Genomic DNA, 21,140 nt, shown 5'->3' with positions numbered 1-21,140 from the left:
GCGCCGCACTCGCTTCTTCGCCGCCCGCGCGTGTCCGCCGGGCACGTCATCGGCGCGGCGCGCCCGTCGCCTGGGCGCACCGCGCGGACGCTCGGCCGGCGTCCGCGACGCGCTCCGCGAGGTAGATGGCGCGGAGCAGGGGGAAGCTCTTGACGAGGACCTCCTCGTACTCGGCCTCCGCGCTCGACTCCGCGACGACCGCGCCGCCGCTGCCGAAGCTGACCCCCTCGCGGTCGGCGACGAGGGTCCGGATGGCGATGTTCATGTCCATGGGGCCCTCGTGGGCGAGGTACCCGATGCTGCCCGTGTACACGCCCCGCGTACGCCGCTCCAGCGCGTCGATGATCGCGATCGTCCGGCGCTTCGGCGCCCCGGTGATCGAGCCGCCGGGGAAGCACGCCTCGAGCGCGTCGAGGGCGCCCCGGCCCTCGCGCAGGGCGCCCGTGATGACCGAGGAGAGCTGGAGCAGGGTCGCGTGCTCCGTGATCCGCAGGAGCTCCTCGACCTCGATCGAGCCCATGGCGCAGACCCGGCTGAGGTCGTTGCGGACGAGGTCGATGATCATGAGGAGCTCGGAGCGGTCCTTCTCGCTGGTCGCGAGATCGCGGCGCAGGGCCAGGGTCTCCTCCTCGGTGGCGCCCTTCGGCCGCGTCCCCTTGATGGGCTCGCTGCGCACGCGCCGCTCCCGGTCCACCGAAAGGAACCGCTCCGGCGAGGACGACAGCACCGCGCCGTCCGGCAGCTTGAGGTAGGCCGAGAACGGCGCGGGGTTCGTGCGGCGCAGGACGCGGTAGAGGGCGAACGGGTCCAGCGAGGTCCGCGCATGGAACTCGTTGGTGAGGCACACCTCGTACGTCTCGCCCTCGTGGATCTCGCCGAGGATGGCCGCGACGGCGTCGAGGTGCTCCCTGCGCGAGAGGCGCTGGGAGAGCGCGACGCGATCGGCGAAGCCCTCCGGGACGGGCGGGAGGACCGGCTCCGGGAGGGCCGGGAGGCCCTTGAGGCGCGCCGCGATCTCGTCGAGCCACGCGTCAGCCGAGGGAGGCGAGGGAGGCGAGGGCTCGTCCGCGCCGGGCGCGCCGATCGCGCACGCGTACACCGCGCGCTCGACGTGGTCGAAGGCGAGGAGCCGCCGCGCGATCATCATCGCGCTGTCCGGGAGCGCGCGGCGCGGGTGGGCGGACGCGCCGAAGCCGAGGTGCTCCTTGAGCTCGTAGCCGAGGTAGCCGACGAGGCCGCCGGTGAAATGGAAGGGCAAGCCGCTCGGCTCGAGCGCCACCGACGCGAGCTCCCGCCGGAGCGCCGCGAACGGGCTCCCCTCGGACAGGGCCGGGGTGAGCAGGCCCCCCGGGCAGCCGGCGCTCCATCGCGTCACCGCGGCGCCGTGGCTCTCGATGGCCTCGGTCGCGCTCCCCATGAACGAGAAGCGCCCGTCGCGGCCGGGCGCGCTCGAGTCGAGCCAGAACGCGCACGGGGCCGCGGCAAAGAGCCCGGCGAAGGCCCGCTCGGGGTCGACCCAGGGGAGCCGGAGGTGACGCACGCGGCCGCGTTCCGGCGCACCCGCCTGCGCGCGTGCGCCCAGCGCGCGAGCGCGCCCGCCGGGCGCCGGAGCCCTCCGGTCGCGCGCCGCGCGTGCGGCTATATCACGGAAATTGCTGAGAATTTTCCTGCCGTGCTCCGTGCCGATCGACTCGGGGTGGAACTGCACGCCGTGGAACGGCCGGTCCTTGATCTTGAGGGCCATGATGAGCCCGTCGCCGCGCGTCCGGGCGGTCACCTCGATCTCCGCCGGGAGCGCGTCGTCGCCGACGATCAGCGAGTGGTAACGCACCACCTCGAACGGGCTGGGCACGCCCTCGAACAGGCCGGTGCCGTCGTGCTCGACCTCCGTGACCTTGCCGTGCATCACCCGCGGGGCGTGCTGGACGCGCCCGCCGAAGCGCGCGGCGAGCCCCTGGTGGCCGAGGCAGACCCCGAGGATCGGCGTGTCGGCGAGCGCCTCGATCACCTCCATGCAGACGCCGAAATCGGCCCGGCGCTCGGGGCGGCCAGGGCCGGGCGAGATGACGATGCTGTCGACCGCCAGGTCCCTGATCTCGGCGAGCGAGAGGCTGTCGTTCCTGGCGATGATCGGCTCCTCGCCGTTCACCTCCCAGAGGTACTGACCGAGGATGTGGGTGTACGAGTCGTAGTTGTCGATGAGGAGTGTCTTCACGGCGAAGCTCCCCTTCGGGCCCGCGCGGAGCCCGTCAGCGCGGCCCCGGCGGCGCGGGTGAGGGGCCCGGGCGGCCCTGGCATCAGGGGCGGATGATGGCGGCGAGCATGGCCTGGAGCTTGAGCTGCGTCTCGACAAGCTCGGCCTCCGGGCTCGAGCCGGCGACGACCCCGACGCCCGCGACCATGCGCGCGCGCGCGCCGTCGACCGTGGCGCTCCGGATGCCGATGAACCAGTCGCCGTCGCCGCGGGCGTCGACCCAGCCGACGAGCCCCGCGTAGAGCCCGCGGCGGATGCCCTCGTGCGCGGCCAGCCAGGCCTCCGCCGCGTCGCGCGGGGTGCCGCACACGGCCGGCGTCGGGTGCAGCCGCGCGGCGAGCGTGAGCGCGTCCGGCGCCGTCTCCCTGAGGTCGCCGTGGATCGACGTGCCGAGGTGCATCACGTTGCGGAGGCTCAGGATCGACGGCTCGCTCGGGACGTCGAGCGACGCGCACTCCGGCGCGAGCGCCGCGGCCACGGCCTCCACCACGAAGCGGTGCTCGCGCTGGTCCTTGGCCGACCTCCGGAGGACCTCGGCGAACCGGCGGTCGGCGTCGACGTCGGCCGAGACGGCGTAGGTGCCGGCGAGCGGGTGCGACGAGACGGCGCGCGCGCGGCGCGAGAGCAGGAGCTCCGGGCTCGCGCCGAGGAAACCGTCGAAGTGGAAGATCGCGCACGAGGGGTAGAGCGCGGTGAGGCGGCGCAGGACCTCCTCGACGACGATGGGCCGGTTCGCCTCGACGTCGACCGCGCGCGCCACAACGACCTTGGAGAGATCCCCGTGCTGGATGTCGGCCACCGCTCGCGCGATGCGCCCGCACCACTCGTCGTGCGGGAGCGCCGATTTGAGCGTGAAGCTGTCGGGCGAGCGCCGGTGGCCCTCGGCCGGCAAAAGGCGCGGCGCGGGGGCGGCGCCCTCGCCGATGGTGGTGACCCACGCGGTCCCGTCGGGCGCCACGCCGACGACCTGGGCCGGCACGATGAGCGCGGCGGGCTCCGTCCGCTCGAACGGCAGGGCGCCGAGCGCCACCGGGCCGCAGCCGGGGCGGCCCACGGCGTCGGAGGTGGCGACCGACGAGAGCGCCTCCTGGACCCACGCCACGCCGCCCTCGATGCCCTGCGGCAGCTCCAGGCGGGCGGCGACCCCGTGCGCGATCAGCTGCGCGCTGGGGTGCAGCCAGACGCGCGCGCTGTCTCCCGCGAGCGACGAGATGCCGCCGGGCATCCTCGCGAGCGTGTCAGCATCGAGCCGGATGGTGCGGGCGACGAGCCGCGCCGCAAGGCGAGGGGCATCGGCCGGAGAGGAGAGCGTCAGGGGGGTCATGCACCGCCGTGCGCAGACCGGTTTGAGCTCGCCCTGCTCGGCAGGACCCGCCTGGAACAGCAGGCCGAGAGCCCGCGGCACCATGCCGGATCGCGAGCGCCGGCCGCGCAGCATCGGCTCTACCGCCTCCGGAAAGGCTCCGCAAGCGCAAAGCAGCCCGCGCCCGCGCGCGCGCCCGTGCGCGTCGTCACCTCCTGTCGCGCTCGCCAAGCGCCGTGTCGCGGCCGCGCGGTCGGTCATCCGGCGCGCCATCGCCAGCAGCGCGCCGTGCTCCGTCCCATCTGTGATCCGTGGGCTCTCGCCCGCGGTGTTGACGCACCGATGCGGTGCGAACCCTTGCCTCGGAGCGCGCGATCGTTCGATGCTGCCGCGGGCTTCACCTTCGCGGCGCTCGTGAGCGGCGCGTCACGACAGCTCCGGCCTCGTACATGTGGAAACTCCTCACAACTGAGCTCAGAAGGGATCCTGCGATGGACCTCACTCGGCAGCATGACCTCCGCGCGTGGCGAGCCACAGCGCTCCTTCTCTTCGTCGTCGGGCTGTGCGCCTGCCGCGGCGACAAGAGCCCGCCCGCGGGCGATAGCCGCCCTCCCGCCGCCGCCACGACCGCGGCCGCGGTCGCAGCGGCGCCGGGCGACAGCGCGATCAAGGCGCAGCCCCCCGCGGTGCCGAACGCCGCCGAGGCGAAGAAATACGCCGGCAGCAAGCTCAAGTATTACAGCGAGCCGCTGGGCGTGGGCGCCGAGCTCGACAGGGTGATGATCAAGCAGTTCCAGCAGGACACAGGCATCGAGGTGACCATCATCCCGAGGCCCAAGGACGCGACCGAGACCTACGCCGTCTATCAGCGCCTCTTCCAGGCGCAGTCCGGGGACGTCGACGTCCTGATGCTCGACGTCATCTGGCCCGGCGCCTTCGCGCAGAACCTCGTCGACCTGAACGAGAAGCTCGGCGAGGCGGCCAAGCCGCACATCGAGGGCATCGTGCGGAACAACACGGTCGACGGCAAGCTCGTGGCGATGCCCTGGTTCACCGACTTCGGGCTGCTCTACCACCGCACCGATCTGCTGGAGAAATACGGCTACAAGAAGCCGCCGGAGACGTGGGACGAGCTCGAGCAGATGGCGAAGAAGATCCAGGACGGGGAGCGGGCGAGCAATCCGAACTTCCTCGGCTTCGTCTGGCAGGGCAAGGCCTACGAGGGGCTGACCTGCAACGCGCTGGAGTGGATCGCCTCGCACGGCGGCGGCGCGATCATCGATGACGGCAAGATCACCGTGAACAACCCGGGCGCCCAGAAGGCGCTCGCGCGCGCCAAGGGCTGGGTGGGCTCGATCTCCTCCGCCGGCGTGACGAGCTACGAGGAGGAGGACGCCCGCAACACGTTCCAGGGCGGGAACGCCGCCTTCATGCGCAACTGGCCCTATGCCTACGCGGCGGGCAACGCCGAGAGGTCGCCGATCAAGGGCAAGTTCGGGGCGGGCCCGCTGCCGCACGAGCCCGGCCAGAAGAGCGCGGGCACCGTCGGCGGGTGGCAGCTCGCCGTCTCGAAGTTCTCGCCGAGCAAGGACGCGGCGATCGAGCTCGTCCGCTACATGACGAGCCCCGAGGCGCAGAAATTCCGCGCGACCGCGGGCTCGTTCATCCCGACGATCCCGTCGGTGCAGCAGGATCCGGAGGTGGTGAAGTCGCTGCCCTTCCTGGCGAACGCGAAGGACATCACGCTCGTGGCGCGCCCCTCGAACAGCACCGGCGCCCGGTACAACGAGGCGTCGATCGCGTTCTTCCAGGGGGTGAGCCAGGTCCTGCAGGGCAAGGAGCCGAAGGAGGTGCTCGGGCAGGTGGAGCAGCGCATCACGCGCGCGCTCCGCTGACACGGCTCCATCGCGTCGATCTCGGGTGCGGCGCGCCGCGCACGAGATCTCCCGGCCACACCACCCCGCGAGAACGGATCACCCCATGAGCACGCCGGCGAACCCAGAGGCCACGAGCGCGGCGCCCCGCGCGGCGAGCGCGTCGTTCGAGAAGCGGCGGCAGCGGCGCGCCTGGCTGTTCCTCCTGCCGACGCTCGTGGTCGTCGCCTTCGTCGCCCTCTACCCCCTGGCCGAGACGTTCTACCTGAGCTTCACGAACGCGCGCCTCGGCACGGGGGAGCCGGCCAGGTTCGTCGGGGCGCAGAACTACGTCGATCTCGCGCAGGACAGCTACTTCCACGACGCGGTCCTGCTCACGGTCCTCTTCACGGTCGTCACCGTGCTGAGCGAGCTCACCCTCGGGCTCGGCGTGGCGCTCCTCGTCAACTCCCAGTTCAAGGGGCGCTCGGCGGTGCGCGCCGCCATGCTCATCCCCTGGGCCATACCGACCGTGATCTCCGCCCAGATGTGGAAGTGGATGTACAACGACGTTTACGGCGTCTTCAACGATCTCCTCGTCAACCGGCTCGGCGTCCTGGAGCGCAACGTCGCCTTCGTCGCCGATCCCGACGTGTCCTTCTGGGCGGTCGCGGTCATCGACGTCTGGAAGACGACGCCGTTCATGGCGCTCCTCCTGCTCGCCGGGCTGCAGCTCATCCCGAGCGATCTCTACGAGGCCGCGCGGGTCGACGGCGCGACGGCGCTCCAGCAGTTCACCCGGATCACCCTGCCGCTCCTCAAGCCCTCGATGCTCGTCGCGCTCATCTTCCGCACGCTCGACGCGCTCCGGGTGTTCGACATCTTCTTCGTCATGTTCGGCAACCGGCCGGACATGCAGACCATGGCGACGTACGCCCAGCAGACGCTGGTCAGCATCTCGAACATCGGATACGGCTCGGCGATCTCCGTCGCCCTGTTCATGATCATCGCCGTGTTCATCATGATCTATCTCGCGGTGTTCCGCACCGAGGAGGCGTGAGATGAAGGGCTCTTCGCGGGACTCCGGGGGGCGGCGCTCGCCGGGACAGGGCGCCTTGCGGGCCCTGTTCTACCTGCTCGTCGCCGCGGTCGTCGGGTTCACCATCTTCCCGTTCGTCTGGGCGTTCGTCTCCTCCATCAAGCCCGACGACGAGCTCTTCACGACCCCGGTCCGCTACTGGCCCGGCCGCGCGACGCTCGACAACTACCGCCTCGTCCTGGAGAACGGCGAGTTCCAGACGGCGCTCATGAACAGCGTGATCGTCGCCGTCTCGGTCACGGCGGTCTCGCTCGCCATCGGCTCCCTGGCCGCCTACGCGCTCGGGCGGTTCCGGTTCCGCGGGCGCAGCGCCGTGCTCTACATCGTCCTGGCGATGACCATCTTCCCGCAGATCGCCGTCCTCGGCGCCCTGTTCGAGATGATCAACTTCTTCAACCTCTACAACCAGCTCCCCGCGCTGGTCCTGACGTACCTCATCTTCACGCTCCCCTTCACGGTGTGGGTGCTCACCGGGTTCTTGAAGGCGATCCCGCGCGAGATCGAGGAGGCGGCCTACGTCGACGGCGCGACGCCGTGGCAGGTGTTCACCAGGATCATGCTGCCGCTCTCGGTCCCGGGGATGGCGACGACCGGCATCCTCGCCTTCATCGCCGCCTGGAACGAGTTCCTGTTCGCGCTCTCGTTCACCCAGACGCCCGACAAGCGCACGGTGACCTACGCGATCCAGGCGTTCTCGACGACGACGAGCGGGCTCTACGAGATCCCCTGGGGGCAGACCATGGCGGCGTCCATCGTCGTGACCGTGCCGCTTGTCGTGCTGACGCTGGTCTTCCAGCGGCGGATCCTGGCGGGCCTCACGGCGGGCGCGGTGAAGGGCTGAAGGGGCCCGCGCGGCGCGGGCGCTCGCGGATCACGCGCGCCCCCAGGGGAAGCGGAGCCAGCGAGGCCCGTAGACGGCGCCGAGGTCGCGCAGCCCCGAGAGCAGCACGCCGGCGGCCATGAGCGGCAGGATCACGCGGAGGGCGAGCGGCGCTTCCCAGCGGGAAAAACCGGTGGCGCCGAGCGACCAGCGCCGGAGCTCGGGGAGGAGGTGCGCGAGGGCGGCGCCGTAGACGATGCCCATCACGGCGTGCATCACCCGCTCTCCCGGATAGACGCCCCCGAGCGGCCTGCGGACCGTGTCCTCGATGACGAAGTCGCGGAGCGTGATCGCGATCTCGACGAGGAGGAGCGCCGCGAGCAGCCAGGCGGCGAGCCCCTCCCAGCGCACGAAGGGCAGGGAGGCGAAGAGCACCGCATACACGAGATCGCGGGCGCCGTGGAGGACGAGCTCGGGCGCGGTGCCGGGCACGCCGCCGGGCAGGCGCGCGCGCCACTCGTGGTAGTAGAGCGTGTCGAACGCGCCGAGCGCGCCCTGCACGGCGAGGAGCACGAGCGCCGTGATCACGCGCGGGGCTCCGGCGATGGCGCTCCGGCCCCCGGCGGCGGCGCGCCGGCGCGCGCGGAGGGGGTCGCGCCGCGCTTCTCGCCGGCCACGCGCCCGTCGTACGCGACGAGCAGGCCGGCGATCGGCGCGAAGATCCGTACGTCGACGCGGACCTCACCGCGCAGGGGCTCGGCCCGCGCCTCGACCCGCGGGGCGAGCCACCGGGGCAGCGGCAGCCCGAAGCCGCCGAGCCCGAACGTCGACCGGGCCTGCTCGAACACGAGCGCTCCGCCCTCGGCGCGGAGCCGGAACCAGCACTGGATGAGGCCGATCGCCTCCACCAGCAGATCCCCCGAGCGCCATTGCGACGAGCAGAGCAGGCGGCCCCCGAAGGTGCGGATCCACCGCTCGCCGTCGCCCACCGGCTCGACCGCGAGCGTCACGGCCACGTCCTCCGCCGCCTCCGGCATGCGCAGCAGGGCGGCGATCAGGCGCGCCGCGAGCCCGCGGCCGCGACGCACGCGGAAGCGGCCGCGGGCGCGCGCGCCGCCCGCGTGGAGGTCCTGGACCGGCGGCGCGAGCGCAGCCCACGCGGGGCCGAGGAGGGCAGGGTAAAGAGCAAGCATCAGGACACCGCGCGTCGCGACCGGACAGGTGCGTGAGGACGCCTCGCCGAGGCTCGGCTCCCCGGCGGGATCGGCCGTCAGCCGTCCTCCGGGAGCATCTCGCGCGGCAGCGCGGGGCTCCTCGGGGCGACGGCCGCGTCGGCCAGATCGCGGACCTTGACGATGAGCGCGCTCTCTGCGTCGCCGTCGGTCTCCTCGCAGAGCGACCGGATCTGCCAGAGCAGCTTGCGCGTGCGCCGCAGCTCGAAGACGAGCCACCGGGTCTCCGGCCGCGCCTCCAGCGGGTGACGCTCCAGCTCGACCTCGATCTCGCGGATGCGCTCCTCGATCTGCTCTCCGGTCGGAAAGATGCGGCCGTTGCCGTTGCAGTCCTTGCACAGAAAGGGGCCGGAGTCGGTGTTGATCTCGCCTTCGCCGTAGCAGCTCGTGCACGTAACCAGATCGTAGGAGTTCATGGGGCGCCACTCTATCCGATCCTGCGCGCGCGGTGCTCGCGACCCGCGTCGGCCTGGCCAGGGCGGATCGGGCCGGCCGCGTCATCGCGCGAGATCGCAACGCGCCGGCCCAAGATGGCCGGGGCCGGCGCGTCCTAACTCCGCTTGCGCCGTTCCTTGCGCTAATGGGAGGCCCGTGACCTGCCTTCGTCTCTCGCGTCGGGGCGCGCTCTGCGTCGTCCTGGCCCTGTGTGCCTTTCCCCTCGGCTCGCCGCGCGTGGTATCGGCCGCCCCGCCGCTCCCTCGGCTCGCCGTCCACCGGACGCCCTCGGCGACCGATTGCCCCGACGCGCCGTCGCTCGCCGCTGCGGTCGAACAGGTGATGAACCGGCGCGCCCTGGAGCCTGCGAGCGCCGGCGGCGCCCCGGAAGGCGCCGGCGGCGCCCCGGAAGGCGCTGGCAGCGCCCCGGAAGGCGCTGGCAGCGCCCCGGAAGGCGCTGGCAGCGCCCCGGAAGGCGCCTCCGCGAGATCCGGCGTTGCTCCCGAGTTCGAGGTCCACTTTCTCCGCGCCGATTCCACGTACACCGCTGTCCTCCAGGCGGGAGGCCGCGCCCGGCAGCTCTCGTCCGAAGCGGGAGCGACCTGCGACGAGCTCGTCGGAGCGGTGGCGCTGACCGTCGCCATCCTGCTCGACAGCAAGCCGGCGCCTCCACCCGCGCCGGCCCCGGCCGCCCCCGCCCCCGCGCCGGCCCCGGTCGCGCCCTCGTCGCCGCGCCCGCCGCGTCAGGCACCGCGCGGGGACGTCTCGCTGGAGCTCGGCGCCGCGGGGACCGTGGGCATGCTCGATCCGTTCCGGCCGGCCGCGACGGCCGACATCTCCCTGCGGCGCAGCGCCTGGTCCGCCGGCCTCGGCGCGGTGTGGCTGCCGCGCCAGGACATCGAGCTCACGTCGGGCGCAGTCTCCGTCGGGCTCGTCGCCGCGACCGCGCGCGGTTGCGCGAGGATCCTCGGCGAGCTCGACGGCACCCGGCTCTCGGCCTGCGCGGTCTCGCTGTTCGGCGCCGTCCACGGCACGGGCAAGGGGTTCGTCCAGGATCGCGAGGCCTCCGCGCCCTGGCTCGCCGTCGGCGGCTCGGCCATCGCGGAAGGGACCCTCTTCGGTGGCACGCGCACGCACGCGCTCGGCTGGGCCGCGCGCGCCACGCTCCTCGCGCCGGTCGTGCGGGCGCGCATCACGGTCGAGCGCCGCTCGGGCACCGACGCCGGCGCCGCCGTGATCGAGGACCCCGCGCTCGACCCCTCCCCGGTGGGGTTGCTCGTCGGCCTGAGCGCCCGCGTGTCGATTTTCTGATGGCGAGGCCGGAGACCCTCCACAGACGGGGTGAGCATGGCGAAGAGCGGCAGGACAGAATGACCTTCGGAGAGGTCTATGCGCAGCACTTCCGGTTCGTGTGGCGGTCGCTGCGGCGCCTCGGCGTGCCCGAGAGCGACGCCGCCGACGCGGTTCAGGACGTCTTCCTCGTCGTCCATCGCCGGTTGCCCGAATTCGAAGGTAGGTCGAAGATCACGACCTGGCTGTACAGCATCTGCTTTCACGTCGCCCGCGACCGGCGCAAGCTCGCTCACATGAGGCGGCGCGCTCACGACGACGAGCCGTTGCTCGACTGCGCCGACGACCGGGTCGACGTCGGCGCGGAGGCGGAGCGGCGCCAGGCGATCGCGCTGCTGGAGACCCTCCTCGACGAGCTGCCCCTCGAGCAACGCGCCGTGTTCACGCTCTTCGAGCTCGACGGCATGGGCGGCGACGAGGTCGCCGAGCTGCTCGACGTCCCGCTGGGGACCGTCTACTCGCGCCTCCGCCTCGCGCGCGACGCGTTCCGCCGCGCCGTCACGCGCCTGAACGCGCGCGACCGGTTCCACGTGGGCGGGGCCCCGGCCACGAAGTCGCAGCCCGTGCTGAAGGCGGCGGCCGTCGACGCCGGGCTCCCGGCCCTGGAGCGGGGGCCGGCGCCGCCAGGGCCCTCCTCGCTGCTCGTCCCGCTGCCGGGGGTCGAGCAGCGATCCATCTGGAAGCGCGCGGGAGGGGAGCGATGAGCGATCCTGTGCGCTGGCTCGATGCCGAGGTGAGCGCGCTCGAGACGGAGCGCGATCTCCTCCGTGCTGCTCCGCCGGCGGACCCACCCGACGGCGCGCAGGAGCAGGTGTGGGCCGCGATGGCCGCGCAGCTCGGCCTCGCCGGAACAGCCGCCCTCGGCGGGATCCAGGGCGCGGGGGGAGGGGCGCTCTCGGCGAACGCGGGCGGCGCGGCGAGCGCTGCCGCGGGCGGCGCCGGCGAGGTGGCCGCCGCGGCGTCCGCGGGCGAGATGGCCGCCGCGGCGTCCGCGGGCGAGGTGGCATCGGCCGCAGGCTTCGGCGCCGCCGGTGCGGGCGCCGCCGGTGCGGGCGCCGCCGGTGCGGGCGCCGCCGGTGCCGCCAGCGCAGCGGCCGCGGTGGCCGCAGCCGCGGGCGCTGCGGGCATCGTGAAGTCGATGCTCCTTGGCGCCGCCTGCGGGGTCCTGTTCCTCGTCAGCTATGCCGTTGTGGCCCCGCCGAGCGCGGCGCCGCCGGCTCAGGTCGTCGTGGTCGCGCCGGCCGTCGCGCCGCCGGCCTCCGCGCCCGCAGCGGCGCCGGCGCAGAAGACGGCGGCGTACGCCGAGGCGGCGCCGCCGGCCGAAGCGCGCTCGCCCACCGAGGCGGCGCCGCCGGCCGAGGCGCCTGTACCGGTCCAGGTGGCCCCGCCGGTCGCGGTGCCGCTGCCGGCCAGGCGGATCACACCGGCCAGGCCCCGTACGACCGCGGCACCCCCGAAGCCGGAGGCGCCGCGGCAGGAGCACGCCGCGAGCGCGCCGCCCGCAGACGAGGCGGAGGTCGCCGAGGCAGCGCCCGCGGTGGAATCCGCAGGCGCTGCCCTCGCGGACGGCGCGCCCAGCCCGCCGGCCCTTCGAGAGAGCCGGCTCGGCGAGGAGCTGACGCTCCTCGCCGACGCGCGCGCGGCGCTCCGGCGCGGCAACGCCGCCGGCGCGCTGATGATCGCCGAGCAAGCGCGGCTCCGCTTCCCGGGCGGCGCGCTGGCGCAGGAGCGGGAGGCGCTCACCATCGAGGCGCTCTGGCACAGCGGCCAGCGCGCGGCCGCGGCGCAGCGCGCCTCGGCCTTCCTCCGCGCCTACCCGTCCAGCCCCCACGTCTCTCGCCTCCACTCCTTCACCCACTAGTTCCACCCACCAGGAGTCCGGCCAGGGATCCGGAGAGAGATTTCAACGCAAAGACGCCAAGAGCGCAAAGACGCAAAAATGAACGAGATTTGTTCTTTTGCGCCTTTGCGCCTTTGCGCCTTTGCGCCTTTGCGCCTTTGCGCCTTTGCGCCTTTGCGTTGAAATCTCTTTTCGCTCGCGAGGCAGAGCCCTGGCAGGAGTTCTGGCCCGCGGTACCAGAGCGGGGCGGAAGAGATTGAGAGCGGGCGGCGGGGGAGAGGCGCGTCTTGGGGGCTGGGCGGGATGCGAGGGAGACGGCGGGGCTCGGGGATTCGTTAGCGGAGATGAATTTTTTGAAATGGGGAAGCGGGCGAGCGTCCCTTCATGCTGGGTCACAGCAGGTCTTCGCAGGCGGCTCTCGGCGCCGCTCATGGAGGAGCCATGTCATCGAAGCTACTACGAACCATGTCGCCAATTCTCGTCGGGAGCGCCGTGTCGCTCGCCGCATGTCAAGTGGATATCTCGCTCGGCGACGCGAACACCAGCTCGACGTCGGGCTCGGGAGCCGGCGGCAGCGGCGGCGATGGCACCGGCGGCTCTGACTTCCCCGCCAGCACAAGCACAAGCACAAGCGGCGGCAGCAGCACAGGCGCAGGAGGCTGGGATTGGCCGGAGTTCACGCCGGACAAGGTCGACGTCCTCTTCGTTGTCGATAACTCCGGCTCGATGGCGGACAAGCAGGAGATGTTGCGGCTGGCGACCGCCGACCTCGTGTTCAATATCGTCAACCCCGTCTGCGTGTCCCCGACCGGCGAGCCGGTGGGCGAGTCGGAGCAGCCCGCGACAGGGTTCGACACATGCCCGGCCGGCTCCTCGCGCGTGCGCAACCCGGTGCACGACATGCACATCGGCGTCATCAGCAGCAGCCTCGGCGGCCACGGATCGGGCGCCTGCCCTGCGTCGACGTCCACTTCGAACGTCGACATGGCCCACCTCCTCGCGCGCTCCCATGACGGGAGCGGAACGAACGATCTGCCGACCTACCAGGACAAGGGCTTCCTCGTGTGGGACCCGGCCGGAAGTCACGACCCGGCAGGAGACTCCGATGTCGCGACGCTCCACAGCAAGCTCGGCGCCATCGTGGATGGAGTCGGGCAGGCGGGGTGCGGCTTCGAGGCGCCGCTGGAGAGCATGTATCGCTTCCTTGCCGACCCCGAGCCGTACGAGAGGCTCGAGATCGCGAGGGACAGCAAGGTCGCGACGCCGATAGGGGTCGACCAGACGCTCCTGGACCAACGAAGGGCCTTTCTCCGGCCGGACTCGCTCGTGCTCATCGTGATGCTCTCCGACGAGAACGACTGCTCGATCAGGGACGAAGGCAGGAACTACGTCGTCGCCGAGACCGGGGGCTTCAGGATGTGGCGGCCGCGGAGCGAGTGCGCCATCGACCCGAACCACGAATGCTGCAGGTCCTGCAGCCAGGACCAGACAGGCTGCCCCCTGGAACCGGCCTGCACGGGCTCCGATGGCTACCCCGCCAGGCTCTCCGTGGCTGAGGACCCGGTGAACAGCCGGTGCTGGGACCAGAAGCGCCGCTTCGGGTTCGACTTCCTCTATCCGATCGAGCGGTACTTCGAGGCGCTCTCGTCGCCGCTCGTGCCGTCGCGCACCGGAGAGCTCGTGCCGAACCCGCTCTTTACGGATCTCGAGGGCGGCAGCGCGCTGACCCGGGGGCCGCAGCACGTCATCTTCACCGGCATCCTCGGGGTGCCGTGGCAGGACCTCGCGCGCCAGGACGCAAGCGGCGCCCCCGATCTCTCGCAGGGCCTCGACGATCAGGGCAATCCGGTCGGCGGGCTCAAGAGCGCCGCCGAGCTCAACGCGCGGGTGACCGGCAGCTCCAAAAACACCTGGGACATCATCCTCGGCGATCCGGCGAACCACGTCCCGCCCGCGGACCCGTTCATGATCGAGTCGGCAACGCCGCGCTCGGGCACGAACCCGATCACCGGCGACCCGATCGTCCCGCCGAACGCCACGGGATGGAACGCGATCAACGGCCGCGAGTACACGATCCTGCCGGATGGCGCCGGCGATCTCCAGTACGCTTGCCTCTTCGACGTCGAGGAGCGCAGCTGCGAGGGAACGAACCAGAGCTGCGATTGCATACAGGTCGGGGGCCAGACCATCGACAATCCGCTGTGCGTGCCGGAGGACATGAACGATCCGGCGGCGCCGCTCCCGCGGACGACGACGCAGTACAAGGCCAAGGCGTACCCGGGCATCCGCGAGCTGCAGCTGCTCCGGAGCCTCGGGAACCAGGGGATCACGGGCTCGATCTGCCCGGCGCAGACGAGCGATCCGCTCAGCGACAACGGCGACTACGGTTACACGCCGGTCATCCGGGCGGTGCTCGACCGGCTCGACGCGTCGCTCTGACGGCGGTAGCGGCCGCGCTTCGCGGCCCGTGCCCTCTCACGCGAGCGCCGCCAGGCGTCGCCCGGGCGCGCACACGGGGAGGGCCTCCGCCGAGGAGGCCCGCGGACCCTACGGTCAAGCCGCTGGCACAATCGAGATACAGCAAGACATCGCGATCGCGGTGACCGAGCTCGACACCGTGAGCTCCGCGCCAATCGCAGCGATTTTCAGTGGCACCGAAGCTGCTTCATGGCGGGCCGATGGTGGGACGCGGCCCCTCGAAGGACGCTCTGCTAAAGAGCGCAGACCACAGCAGCGCTGCTGGCGGTCTGGGCGGTCGCGCCGGAGGCGTCGTCTCGGCGGCGCCCGCGCGAAAGGCTCGCCGCGCGGTCGCCGGTCCGGTGGCCGCGTCGGGGTTCGGACAACCACAACGCGGAGGTTCTGATGCGTCACAAAGGACTGGCTCTCTTGTTTATCGTGATCGGGCTCGTGGGCTGCGACGAAGAGGAAGACGGCGGCGGGGGCGGAGGACCGCAGGAGCCGCCCGGAGCTCAGACGTGCGGCGGGCTCCTCGGGACGGGCTGTCCCGACGGGCTCGAGTGCATCGATGATCCGGCCGACGACTGCGACCCGGAGCGCGGCGGGGCGGACTGCGGTGGCATCTGCGTGGAGCCGACGCTGCCGGGGGGACCGGAGTGCGGGGGCTTCGCTGGGATCGAGTGCCCCGAAGGGCGGGAGTGCATCGATGACCCGTCGGACGACTGCGACCCGGAGCACGGCGGGGCGGACTGCGGCGGCATCTGCGTGGAGCCGCCGCCGCCGGATGGGCCGGAGTGCGGAGGGTTCCTGGGGCTGGAGTGCCCCGAAGGGCGGGAGTGCATCGACGACCCGTCGGACGACTGCGACCCGGAGCACGGCGGGGCGGACTGCGGCGGCATCTGCGTGGAGCCGACGCCGGGGGGGCCGGAGTGCGGGGGCTTCGCGGGGATCGAGTGCCCCGAGGGGCGGGAGTGCATCGATGACCCGTCGGACGACTGCGACCCGAAGCACGGCGGGGCGGACTGCGGCGGCATCTGCGTGGAGCCGACGCCGGGGGGGCCGGAGTGCGGAGGCTTCGCGGGGATCGAGTGCCCCGAGGGGCGGGAGTGCATCGATGACCCGTCCGACGACTGCGACCCGAAGCGCGGCGGGGCGGACTGCGGCGGCATCTGCGTGGCGCCCGAGCCGGCGCCGGAGGGGTGCGGCGGCATCACGGCGCGCCCGTGCCCCGAGGGGCTGGAGTGCATCGACGACCCGGGCGACGACTGCGATCCGGAGATCGGCGCGGACTGCGGCGGCATCTGCGTGAAGCGTTGAGCCGGCGCGCAGGAGGCGCGCCGTCCTCACGAAGAGCGCGCCCCCCGCCGTCGGAGCGCGCTCAGTACCGGTGCTTCCAGAGCAGGTCGAGCGTCGTCCCCGGGCTCTCGCCCGTCGCCATCCCGGCCCGCACGGACCAGTCCCGGCGGAACCGCCACTCCAGGCTCACCTCGGTGCGGGCCCGGGCCGCGGCGGGGCTGCTCGGGGAACCGGCCCCCTGCCCCTGCCCCGTGGTCCCCGCCTCGTAGCTCGCGCTCGCGGTCACCTGCTCCCCGAGCTGGTAGCCCACGGTGGTCTTCAGCGCGCCCGCCTCGGTCGTGCCCAGCTTCGTCTCGAAATTCCGGAGCGGACCGATGCTCTGGAGGATCATGTTGATCTGCGCGGACGCGAGCCCCGTGCCCACGCCGGCCGCGACCCCACCGGCCGCGTTGCCGCCGCCGCCAGGCGCCTCGGTGGACGTGCCGCCCGCCAGCGTCCCCTCCGCGTACTGCTTGCCGAGCAGGAGCTCGGCGATCACCTCGTTCTCCGGGCGCGGGGGCTCCGAACGGAAGGTGATCTTCTCCTCGGTGATCGGGTTGAGCTCCCCCACATAATCGATGAAGATGCGGGTCCCCTCCGGCGTGTCGTGGAACGCCTTCACGTTCAGGTACGGATTCGAGGGATCCCCCTGCAGCGCGACGAGGCCCGGCTCGATCTCGAACTCCTTGCCGATCACCTCGAGCTTGCCCGAGAGGATGTTCACGTTGCCCTCGATCCGGGTCTCCTCCGCGACCTGGATGCGGAGGGGGTGCGCCGGATCGCCGGACAGCGAGGCCTGCACCATGTCGCCCTCGATGCCGATCCTGCCGAGGTGGACATCCATGACGAGCGGCGTGCCGCCCGCGCTCCGCTTCGCCTGGTCCGTCGGCTCGGCCGGCGCCCGCCGCGTCTCGTACTCTTCCCGGCTGAGCGGCGCCGACGTGGTGATGTCCTCGTTCTCGTCGAGCGGCTGCACGCTCCGCCCGATCGTGGGCGGCAGCGTGACGTGGAGCGTGGGCACATCCACGCGCACGGCGACCTGCTCGTCCCGGCTCTCCGCCGCGAGCACCACCCTGCCGCGCACGTCGCCCATGGGGACGCCCTCCAGCGCGATCGGGAGATCCCGGCCCTCCGGGATCTCCAGCTCGGCGCGGGCGCTCCGGAACGTGAACCCCTCCATCTGGAGAGTCGCCTTGCCGCGGACCTGGCCGCTGCCGGCCTCGGCGCGGATGTCGTCGATGCGCAGCTCGCCGGAGGGGCTCGCCGTCACGCGGAACGACGCGTTCTCGAGCGGCTGGCCGATCGTGGCCACGTGGATCAGGCCGCCGGTGAGGCGCATCTGGCCGGAGAAGCCCGCCTGCGCGCCGAGCCCGAGCCGCACCTCGCCGTCGAGCGTGCCGTCGAGCCGGTTCACCGAGCCCTGGAGGAACGGCTCCAGCGCCGCCAGGCGGAAGCGATCGACCGCGAGCGACACCTCGGCGTTCTGGTCGTCCGTGAGCGTCGGGATCGCGTTCGCCTCCCACACGACCGGCGCCTCCGCCTTGGCCTCGAGCCGGCCGCCGTCGCGCCCCACGAGCCGCACGTTGGCCACCGCCGCGGTGCGCCCGGCGTCGCCCGGCGGCGCGATGTTGAACGAGACCTCGGCGGTCTCGTACGCCACGTCGGGGCCGAGCGTGAGGCCCGGGAGCTCGAGGCGCGCCACGACCTCGGGGGCGGGCTCGAACAAGCCCCGCACGGCGATCTCGCCGCGCGCCTGGCCGCTGATCTGCATGTCGGCGAGGACCGGGACCTCGGCGAGCGGCAGGTCCGCGATCTTCGCCTCGAGGCTGCCCCTGGTGAGGACCGGACCGCCCCGGGCACCGCCGAGGAGGGCGGCGGCGTTCGCGCCGAGCTTCGCCGTCGCCGTCATGTAGGTGCGCGGGCCGCGGAACGCATAGGCGTCGAGCGCCGCGTCGCGCCCGTCGTACACGAGCAGCGTGTCGAGCCGGAGCTTGCCGAGCGGCGAGGGGCCCCCCGCGCCGCCCACGTTCGCCGCCATCGCGCGGGCCACGAGCCTGGGCTCGGCCATCGTCCCCGCGAAGTACACGTCGAGCCCCGCGGCGCCGGAGAGCACCGGGATCCTCTTTCCGAGGGCGGCCAGCTCGGCGAGATCGTCGAGCCGGCGGCGCGGCACGCGGAGGTGCGCCGCGATCGGCATCCGCGGGAGCGCCGCGGCCGGATCGGCCAGGAGCGCCGGAAGATCGGCGTCGAGCGCGGCCGAGAGCTCCGCCACGAGCTGGCGGTCGAACACCGACAGCGTGACGTGGGCGTCGCCCGTCTTCGCGTCGAGATCGCCGGCGAGCCGCGCGTCGAGCTTCCTCGACACCCACGCCGGCGCGCCCGTCTCCTCGTCGACCGGCCCCGCCGCGCGCAGGCCCTCGGTGCGGACCAGGAGGCTCCGCACCGACGGGAGCCGCTCTCCCGCCTCGCGCACCACCGCGAGGCGCGCGGTCAGCCGGCCCGCGAGCTCGCTCAGGGCGAGCGGGACCGGCGAGGCCTGGGCCAGGCACCCGAGCTGCCAGGCGTCGGCGTCCAGGCGCGCCGCGCCGGTGACGGTCTGCCAGGTGCGCCCGGAGAGGAGCGGCCCGCGCAGCTGCGCCGCGCTCCCGTCGACAAGGACGCGCGCGATCGCGCCCTGGCACACCGGCGGCGGCGGCGTCTGGCGCCTCGCCAGGTCGCCGATCGTGGCCGACGGCTCGCCCGGCGTCGCACCCTGGCGCTCGGCCTCCCGCGATCGGGCCGGCGGCGGCTCGGGCGGCGCGATCAGCCGGACCAGGCCGTCGGCCTTCAGCGCCTCGCCGTCGACGCGCGCCGTCATGTTCATCGACAGCCGCGGCGCCACGCCCGGGATGGAGCCGTCCTCGAGCTCGACCTGCACGTGCCCGGCGCGCCGCTTCCCCCGGCCGTGCATCGACACGTCGAGGTTCGCGAGGCCCCCGACCCCGAGCGGCACCCCGGCGATGTCGGCGATGCGCTCGAGGTGGATGGCGGTGCCGCGGAGGTCGCCCTCGACCTCGTTCCCGGCGAGCGACAGGTTCCCCTGGAGCTCGCCCACGCCGTCGCCGCGCAGCTCGAGCCCGCGGAGGGCGATCCCGCGGCCCCACGCGACGCGGGCCGCCTGCGCGGTCATCTCGTCCTCTCCGCGCGCCACCTCCACGCGGATCCGCCGCGCCTCGCTCCGCGCGATGTCGAGGTCGGCCGAGGCCGCGATCCGGCGCTCCGCGCTGGCCAGCGACACGCGGACGCGCGGCGCGGTGGCCGGCCCTGCGGCGCTCGCCGCGACGCGGCTGAACGCGTATTGCTGCGCGCGGAGATCCGCGCCCCGGAAAGCGCCCTCGATCGTGAGCTTGTCGAGGGGCCCCGTGGCGCTGGCCCGGAGCTCGCCGCGCCCGAGCCGCAGCTCCGACCCGACGCGGAGCCCGGCGACGCGCACGGTCGCCCTCGCGTCGAGCGCGTCGTTCTTGAGCGCGCCCTCGACGTGGAGCGCGGCGCTGCCGTGGATGCCGCTCGGGACGTGCTGCACCGCGCTGAGGGACGGGATCTCGCTCTGCGCCTCGAACTGGATCTCCCCCTCTCTGGAGAGGGCGACGGTGGCCTCGATGGGCGCGCCGGGCTCGTGGATCGTCGCGGCGGCGCGCAGCGCTCCGCGCTCGAACGTCGCGCGCGCATCGAGCGCCGGCACGCGCTGCCCCACGACGACGAACGGCTCCGTCTTCGCCTCGCCGACGATGCGCGGCCCGCCCTCCGCGTCGAGGTGGATCTCCCCGCGGGCCTCCGCGCTCACCCGCGCGGCCGGCGCCGTCCCGGCGAAGGCGCGCGGGTCGAGCTCGGCGATCCGGATCTCGGCCGTGATGCGCCTCGGATCGAGGGCGTTCAGCCGGGCGCGGGCGGTGATCTCGCCGGTCACGGCGTCGTCGGTGACGAGCGGATCGAGGACCGCGACGCGCGCCGTGACGGTGAGGTCCGAGAGCTCCCCGTCGGCCGTGACCAGGACCGAGAGCGGCCGCGCCAGCGGCGCGCTGGGGTCGATCGCGAGGGCCGCCTCGGGCGTCACGCGCGCGGACGAGATCCGCGCCGAGAGGCGCTCGTCCTTCAGGGTCCCCTCGGCCGTGAGCGGGATCGCCCCGACGCTCCCCTCGAGCTTCGCGGTGAGCTCCATCGGCGCGTCCGCGGGGACGCTCACGTTGCCGGAGACGCGGGTGACCTCGACAGGGACCGGCAGGAGGCGCCGCTCGGTGATGCGCAAGCGCTCGAGCGCGTACTGGCTCCGGTCCGCGACGACGATGCCGCCGGCGACGTCCTCGATCGTCGCGTCGATGGGGCTCCCGGGGGCGACCGTGCCGTGGACCGCGGCGTGATCGAGGACGACGCGCGACAGCTCGAGGCGGAGCGGCCGGCCCTCCTCGGCGGGCGGCTCCTCGGACGGCTTCGGCGTGAACGCCTCGGCGAGGGTGAGCGCGCCTTGTGGGTCCTGCTCGAGCAGGACGTCCGCGTCGGCGACCCGGACGAGCGGGATCGTGATGGCGAGATCGCCGTGGCCGAGGACGAGCTCTCGCACGATCGAGAGCGCGTTGAACTCGGCGTGGACGCCGCTGACGCGGAGGAGCTCCGCTCCGCTCGGGTGGCGCACCGTCACCGCGGAGACGTCGGTGGTGAAGAGGCCGAGACGGTCGATCCGCGCGATCTCGATCTCTCCCTGCAGGCTGGAGCGCAGGATGTCGTTGACGAGCTGCCTTGTCAGGTTGCGCGTCGAGGCGGTGTTCAGGTGAACGACCGCGCCGACCCCCGCCGCGGCGACGAAGACGCCTCCCAGGCCGATCACGCTGGCCGTCACGCCGGCCGCGCGGGCGAGCGCCCGGCGGAAGCGGCCCCGCCCGTGCGCGATGGCTGTGCTGGGCGCGGGAGGGTGGGCGGGATCTTCAGGCATGGGGATCAGCTAGGGACAGAGAGCGGGACCGCAGCTCCGGGGAGGCCGACGGATCGACGAATCCGGGCAGACCCGACGGCCTCATGCAGATCTCCCCGAGTTCGGGTGGTGGTGGTGTCATTTGAACATGAAGGCGAGAAGGCGGGAAGAAAATCATCAATGATTTTCCCGCCTTCCCGCCTTCATGTGACACCTC

General features: G+C 73.0%; 14 protein-coding genes. 8 read left to right on the top strand and 6 right to left on the bottom strand.

Features of this window, described 5'->3' with window-relative positions; genetic code table 11:
* Positions 1 to 46: 46 nt before the first annotated feature.
* Positions 47 to 2,215, bottom strand: coding sequence for an aminodeoxychorismate synthase component I (gene pabB, locus WMF17_RS26090; RefSeq protein ID WP_437643861.1), 2,169 nt, complete (start codon positions 2,213 to 2,215; stop codon positions 47 to 49).
* Positions 2,216 to 2,297: 82 nt separating this feature from the next.
* Positions 2,298 to 3,578 carry an isochorismate synthase gene (locus tag WMF17_RS26085; protein WP_437643860.1) on the bottom strand — a complete coding sequence of 427 codons (1,281 nt, stop codon included), beginning with the start codon at positions 3,576 to 3,578 and terminating at the stop codon, positions 2,298 to 2,300.
* A 470-nt stretch (positions 3,579 to 4,048) separates the two neighbouring features.
* Between WMF17_RS26085 and WMF17_RS26080 the strand changes: the two genes are divergently transcribed.
* The 3 genes from WMF17_RS26080 (at position 4,049) to WMF17_RS26070 (ending at position 7,350) form a co-directional block, all read left to right on the top strand.
* Positions 4,049 to 5,452 (top strand): ABC transporter substrate-binding protein, encoded by a 1,404-nt coding sequence (locus WMF17_RS26080; RefSeq protein ID WP_437643859.1) that lies wholly within the window; start codon positions 4,049 to 4,051, stop codon positions 5,450 to 5,452.
* A gap of 85 nt (positions 5,453 to 5,537) precedes the next feature.
* Entirely contained in the window at positions 5,538 to 6,470 is a 933-nt protein-coding gene (locus WMF17_RS26075; protein ID WP_437643858.1) for a carbohydrate ABC transporter permease, read from the top strand.
* Between the two features lies 1 nt (position 6,471).
* Entirely contained in the window at positions 6,472 to 7,350 is an 879-nt protein-coding gene (locus tag WMF17_RS26070) for a carbohydrate ABC transporter permease (RefSeq protein WP_437643856.1), read from the top strand.
* A 30-nt stretch (positions 7,351 to 7,380) separates the two neighbouring features.
* Here the strand turns inward: WMF17_RS26070 and WMF17_RS26065 are convergent, their stop codons facing one another.
* The 3 genes from WMF17_RS26065 to WMF17_RS26055 form a co-directional block, all read right to left on the bottom strand.
* Positions 7,381 to 7,917, bottom strand: a complete 537-nt coding sequence (locus WMF17_RS26065; protein WP_437595852.1) for a hypothetical protein — start codon at positions 7,915 to 7,917, stop codon at positions 7,381 to 7,383.
* Positions 7,914 to 8,522 carry a DUF4166 domain-containing protein gene (locus WMF17_RS26060; protein ID WP_437595851.1) on the bottom strand — a complete coding sequence of 203 codons (609 nt, stop codon included), beginning with the start codon at positions 8,520 to 8,522 and terminating at the stop codon, positions 7,914 to 7,916. Before WMF17_RS26060 ends, WMF17_RS26065 begins: the two co-directional genes overlap by 4 nt.
* Before the next feature lie 77 nt (positions 8,523 to 8,599).
* Entirely contained in the window at positions 8,600 to 8,977 is a 378-nt protein-coding gene (locus tag WMF17_RS26055) for a hypothetical protein (RefSeq protein WP_437476619.1), read from the bottom strand.
* A gap of 175 nt (positions 8,978 to 9,152) precedes the next feature.
* On the opposite strand from WMF17_RS26055, the gene WMF17_RS26050 reads away from it, so the two are divergent.
* From WMF17_RS26050 to WMF17_RS26030, 5 genes are all read left to right on the top strand, one after another.
* Positions 9,153 to 10,307 (top strand): hypothetical protein, encoded by a 1,155-nt coding sequence (locus WMF17_RS26050; protein ID WP_437643854.1) that lies wholly within the window; start codon positions 9,153 to 9,155, stop codon positions 10,305 to 10,307.
* 59 nt (positions 10,308 to 10,366) lie between these two features.
* Positions 10,367 to 11,050, top strand: a complete 684-nt coding sequence (locus tag WMF17_RS26045) for an RNA polymerase sigma factor (RefSeq protein WP_437643852.1) — start codon at positions 10,367 to 10,369, stop codon at positions 11,048 to 11,050.
* Positions 11,047 to 12,207 carry a hypothetical protein gene (locus WMF17_RS26040; RefSeq protein WP_437643850.1) on the top strand — a complete coding sequence of 387 codons (1,161 nt, stop codon included), beginning with the start codon at positions 11,047 to 11,049 and terminating at the stop codon, positions 12,205 to 12,207. The genes WMF17_RS26045 and WMF17_RS26040 overlap by 4 nt, the downstream gene beginning before the upstream one ends.
* Before the next feature lie 444 nt (positions 12,208 to 12,651).
* Positions 12,652 to 14,625, top strand: coding sequence for a hypothetical protein (locus tag WMF17_RS26035; protein ID WP_437643848.1), 1,974 nt, complete (start codon positions 12,652 to 12,654; stop codon positions 14,623 to 14,625).
* Positions 14,626 to 15,048: 423 nt separating this feature from the next.
* Positions 15,049 to 15,960, top strand: coding sequence for a hypothetical protein (locus WMF17_RS26030; RefSeq protein ID WP_437643846.1), 912 nt, complete (start codon positions 15,049 to 15,051; stop codon positions 15,958 to 15,960).
* 61 nt (positions 15,961 to 16,021) lie between these two features.
* On the opposite strand, the gene WMF17_RS26025 is transcribed toward WMF17_RS26030, so the two are convergent.
* On the bottom strand, positions 16,022 to 20,944 hold the full coding sequence (locus WMF17_RS26025; RefSeq protein WP_437643845.1) for a translocation/assembly module TamB domain-containing protein: 4,923 nt from the start codon (positions 20,942 to 20,944) through the stop codon (positions 16,022 to 16,024).
* Positions 20,945 to 21,140: the final 196 nt, after the last annotated feature.

The organism is Sorangium sp. So ce362 (assembly GCF_051519845.1).
GTDB lineage: Bacteria > Myxococcota_A > Polyangia > Polyangiales > Polyangiaceae > Sorangium.
This window is presented reverse-complemented; position numbering and strand designations above follow the sequence as displayed.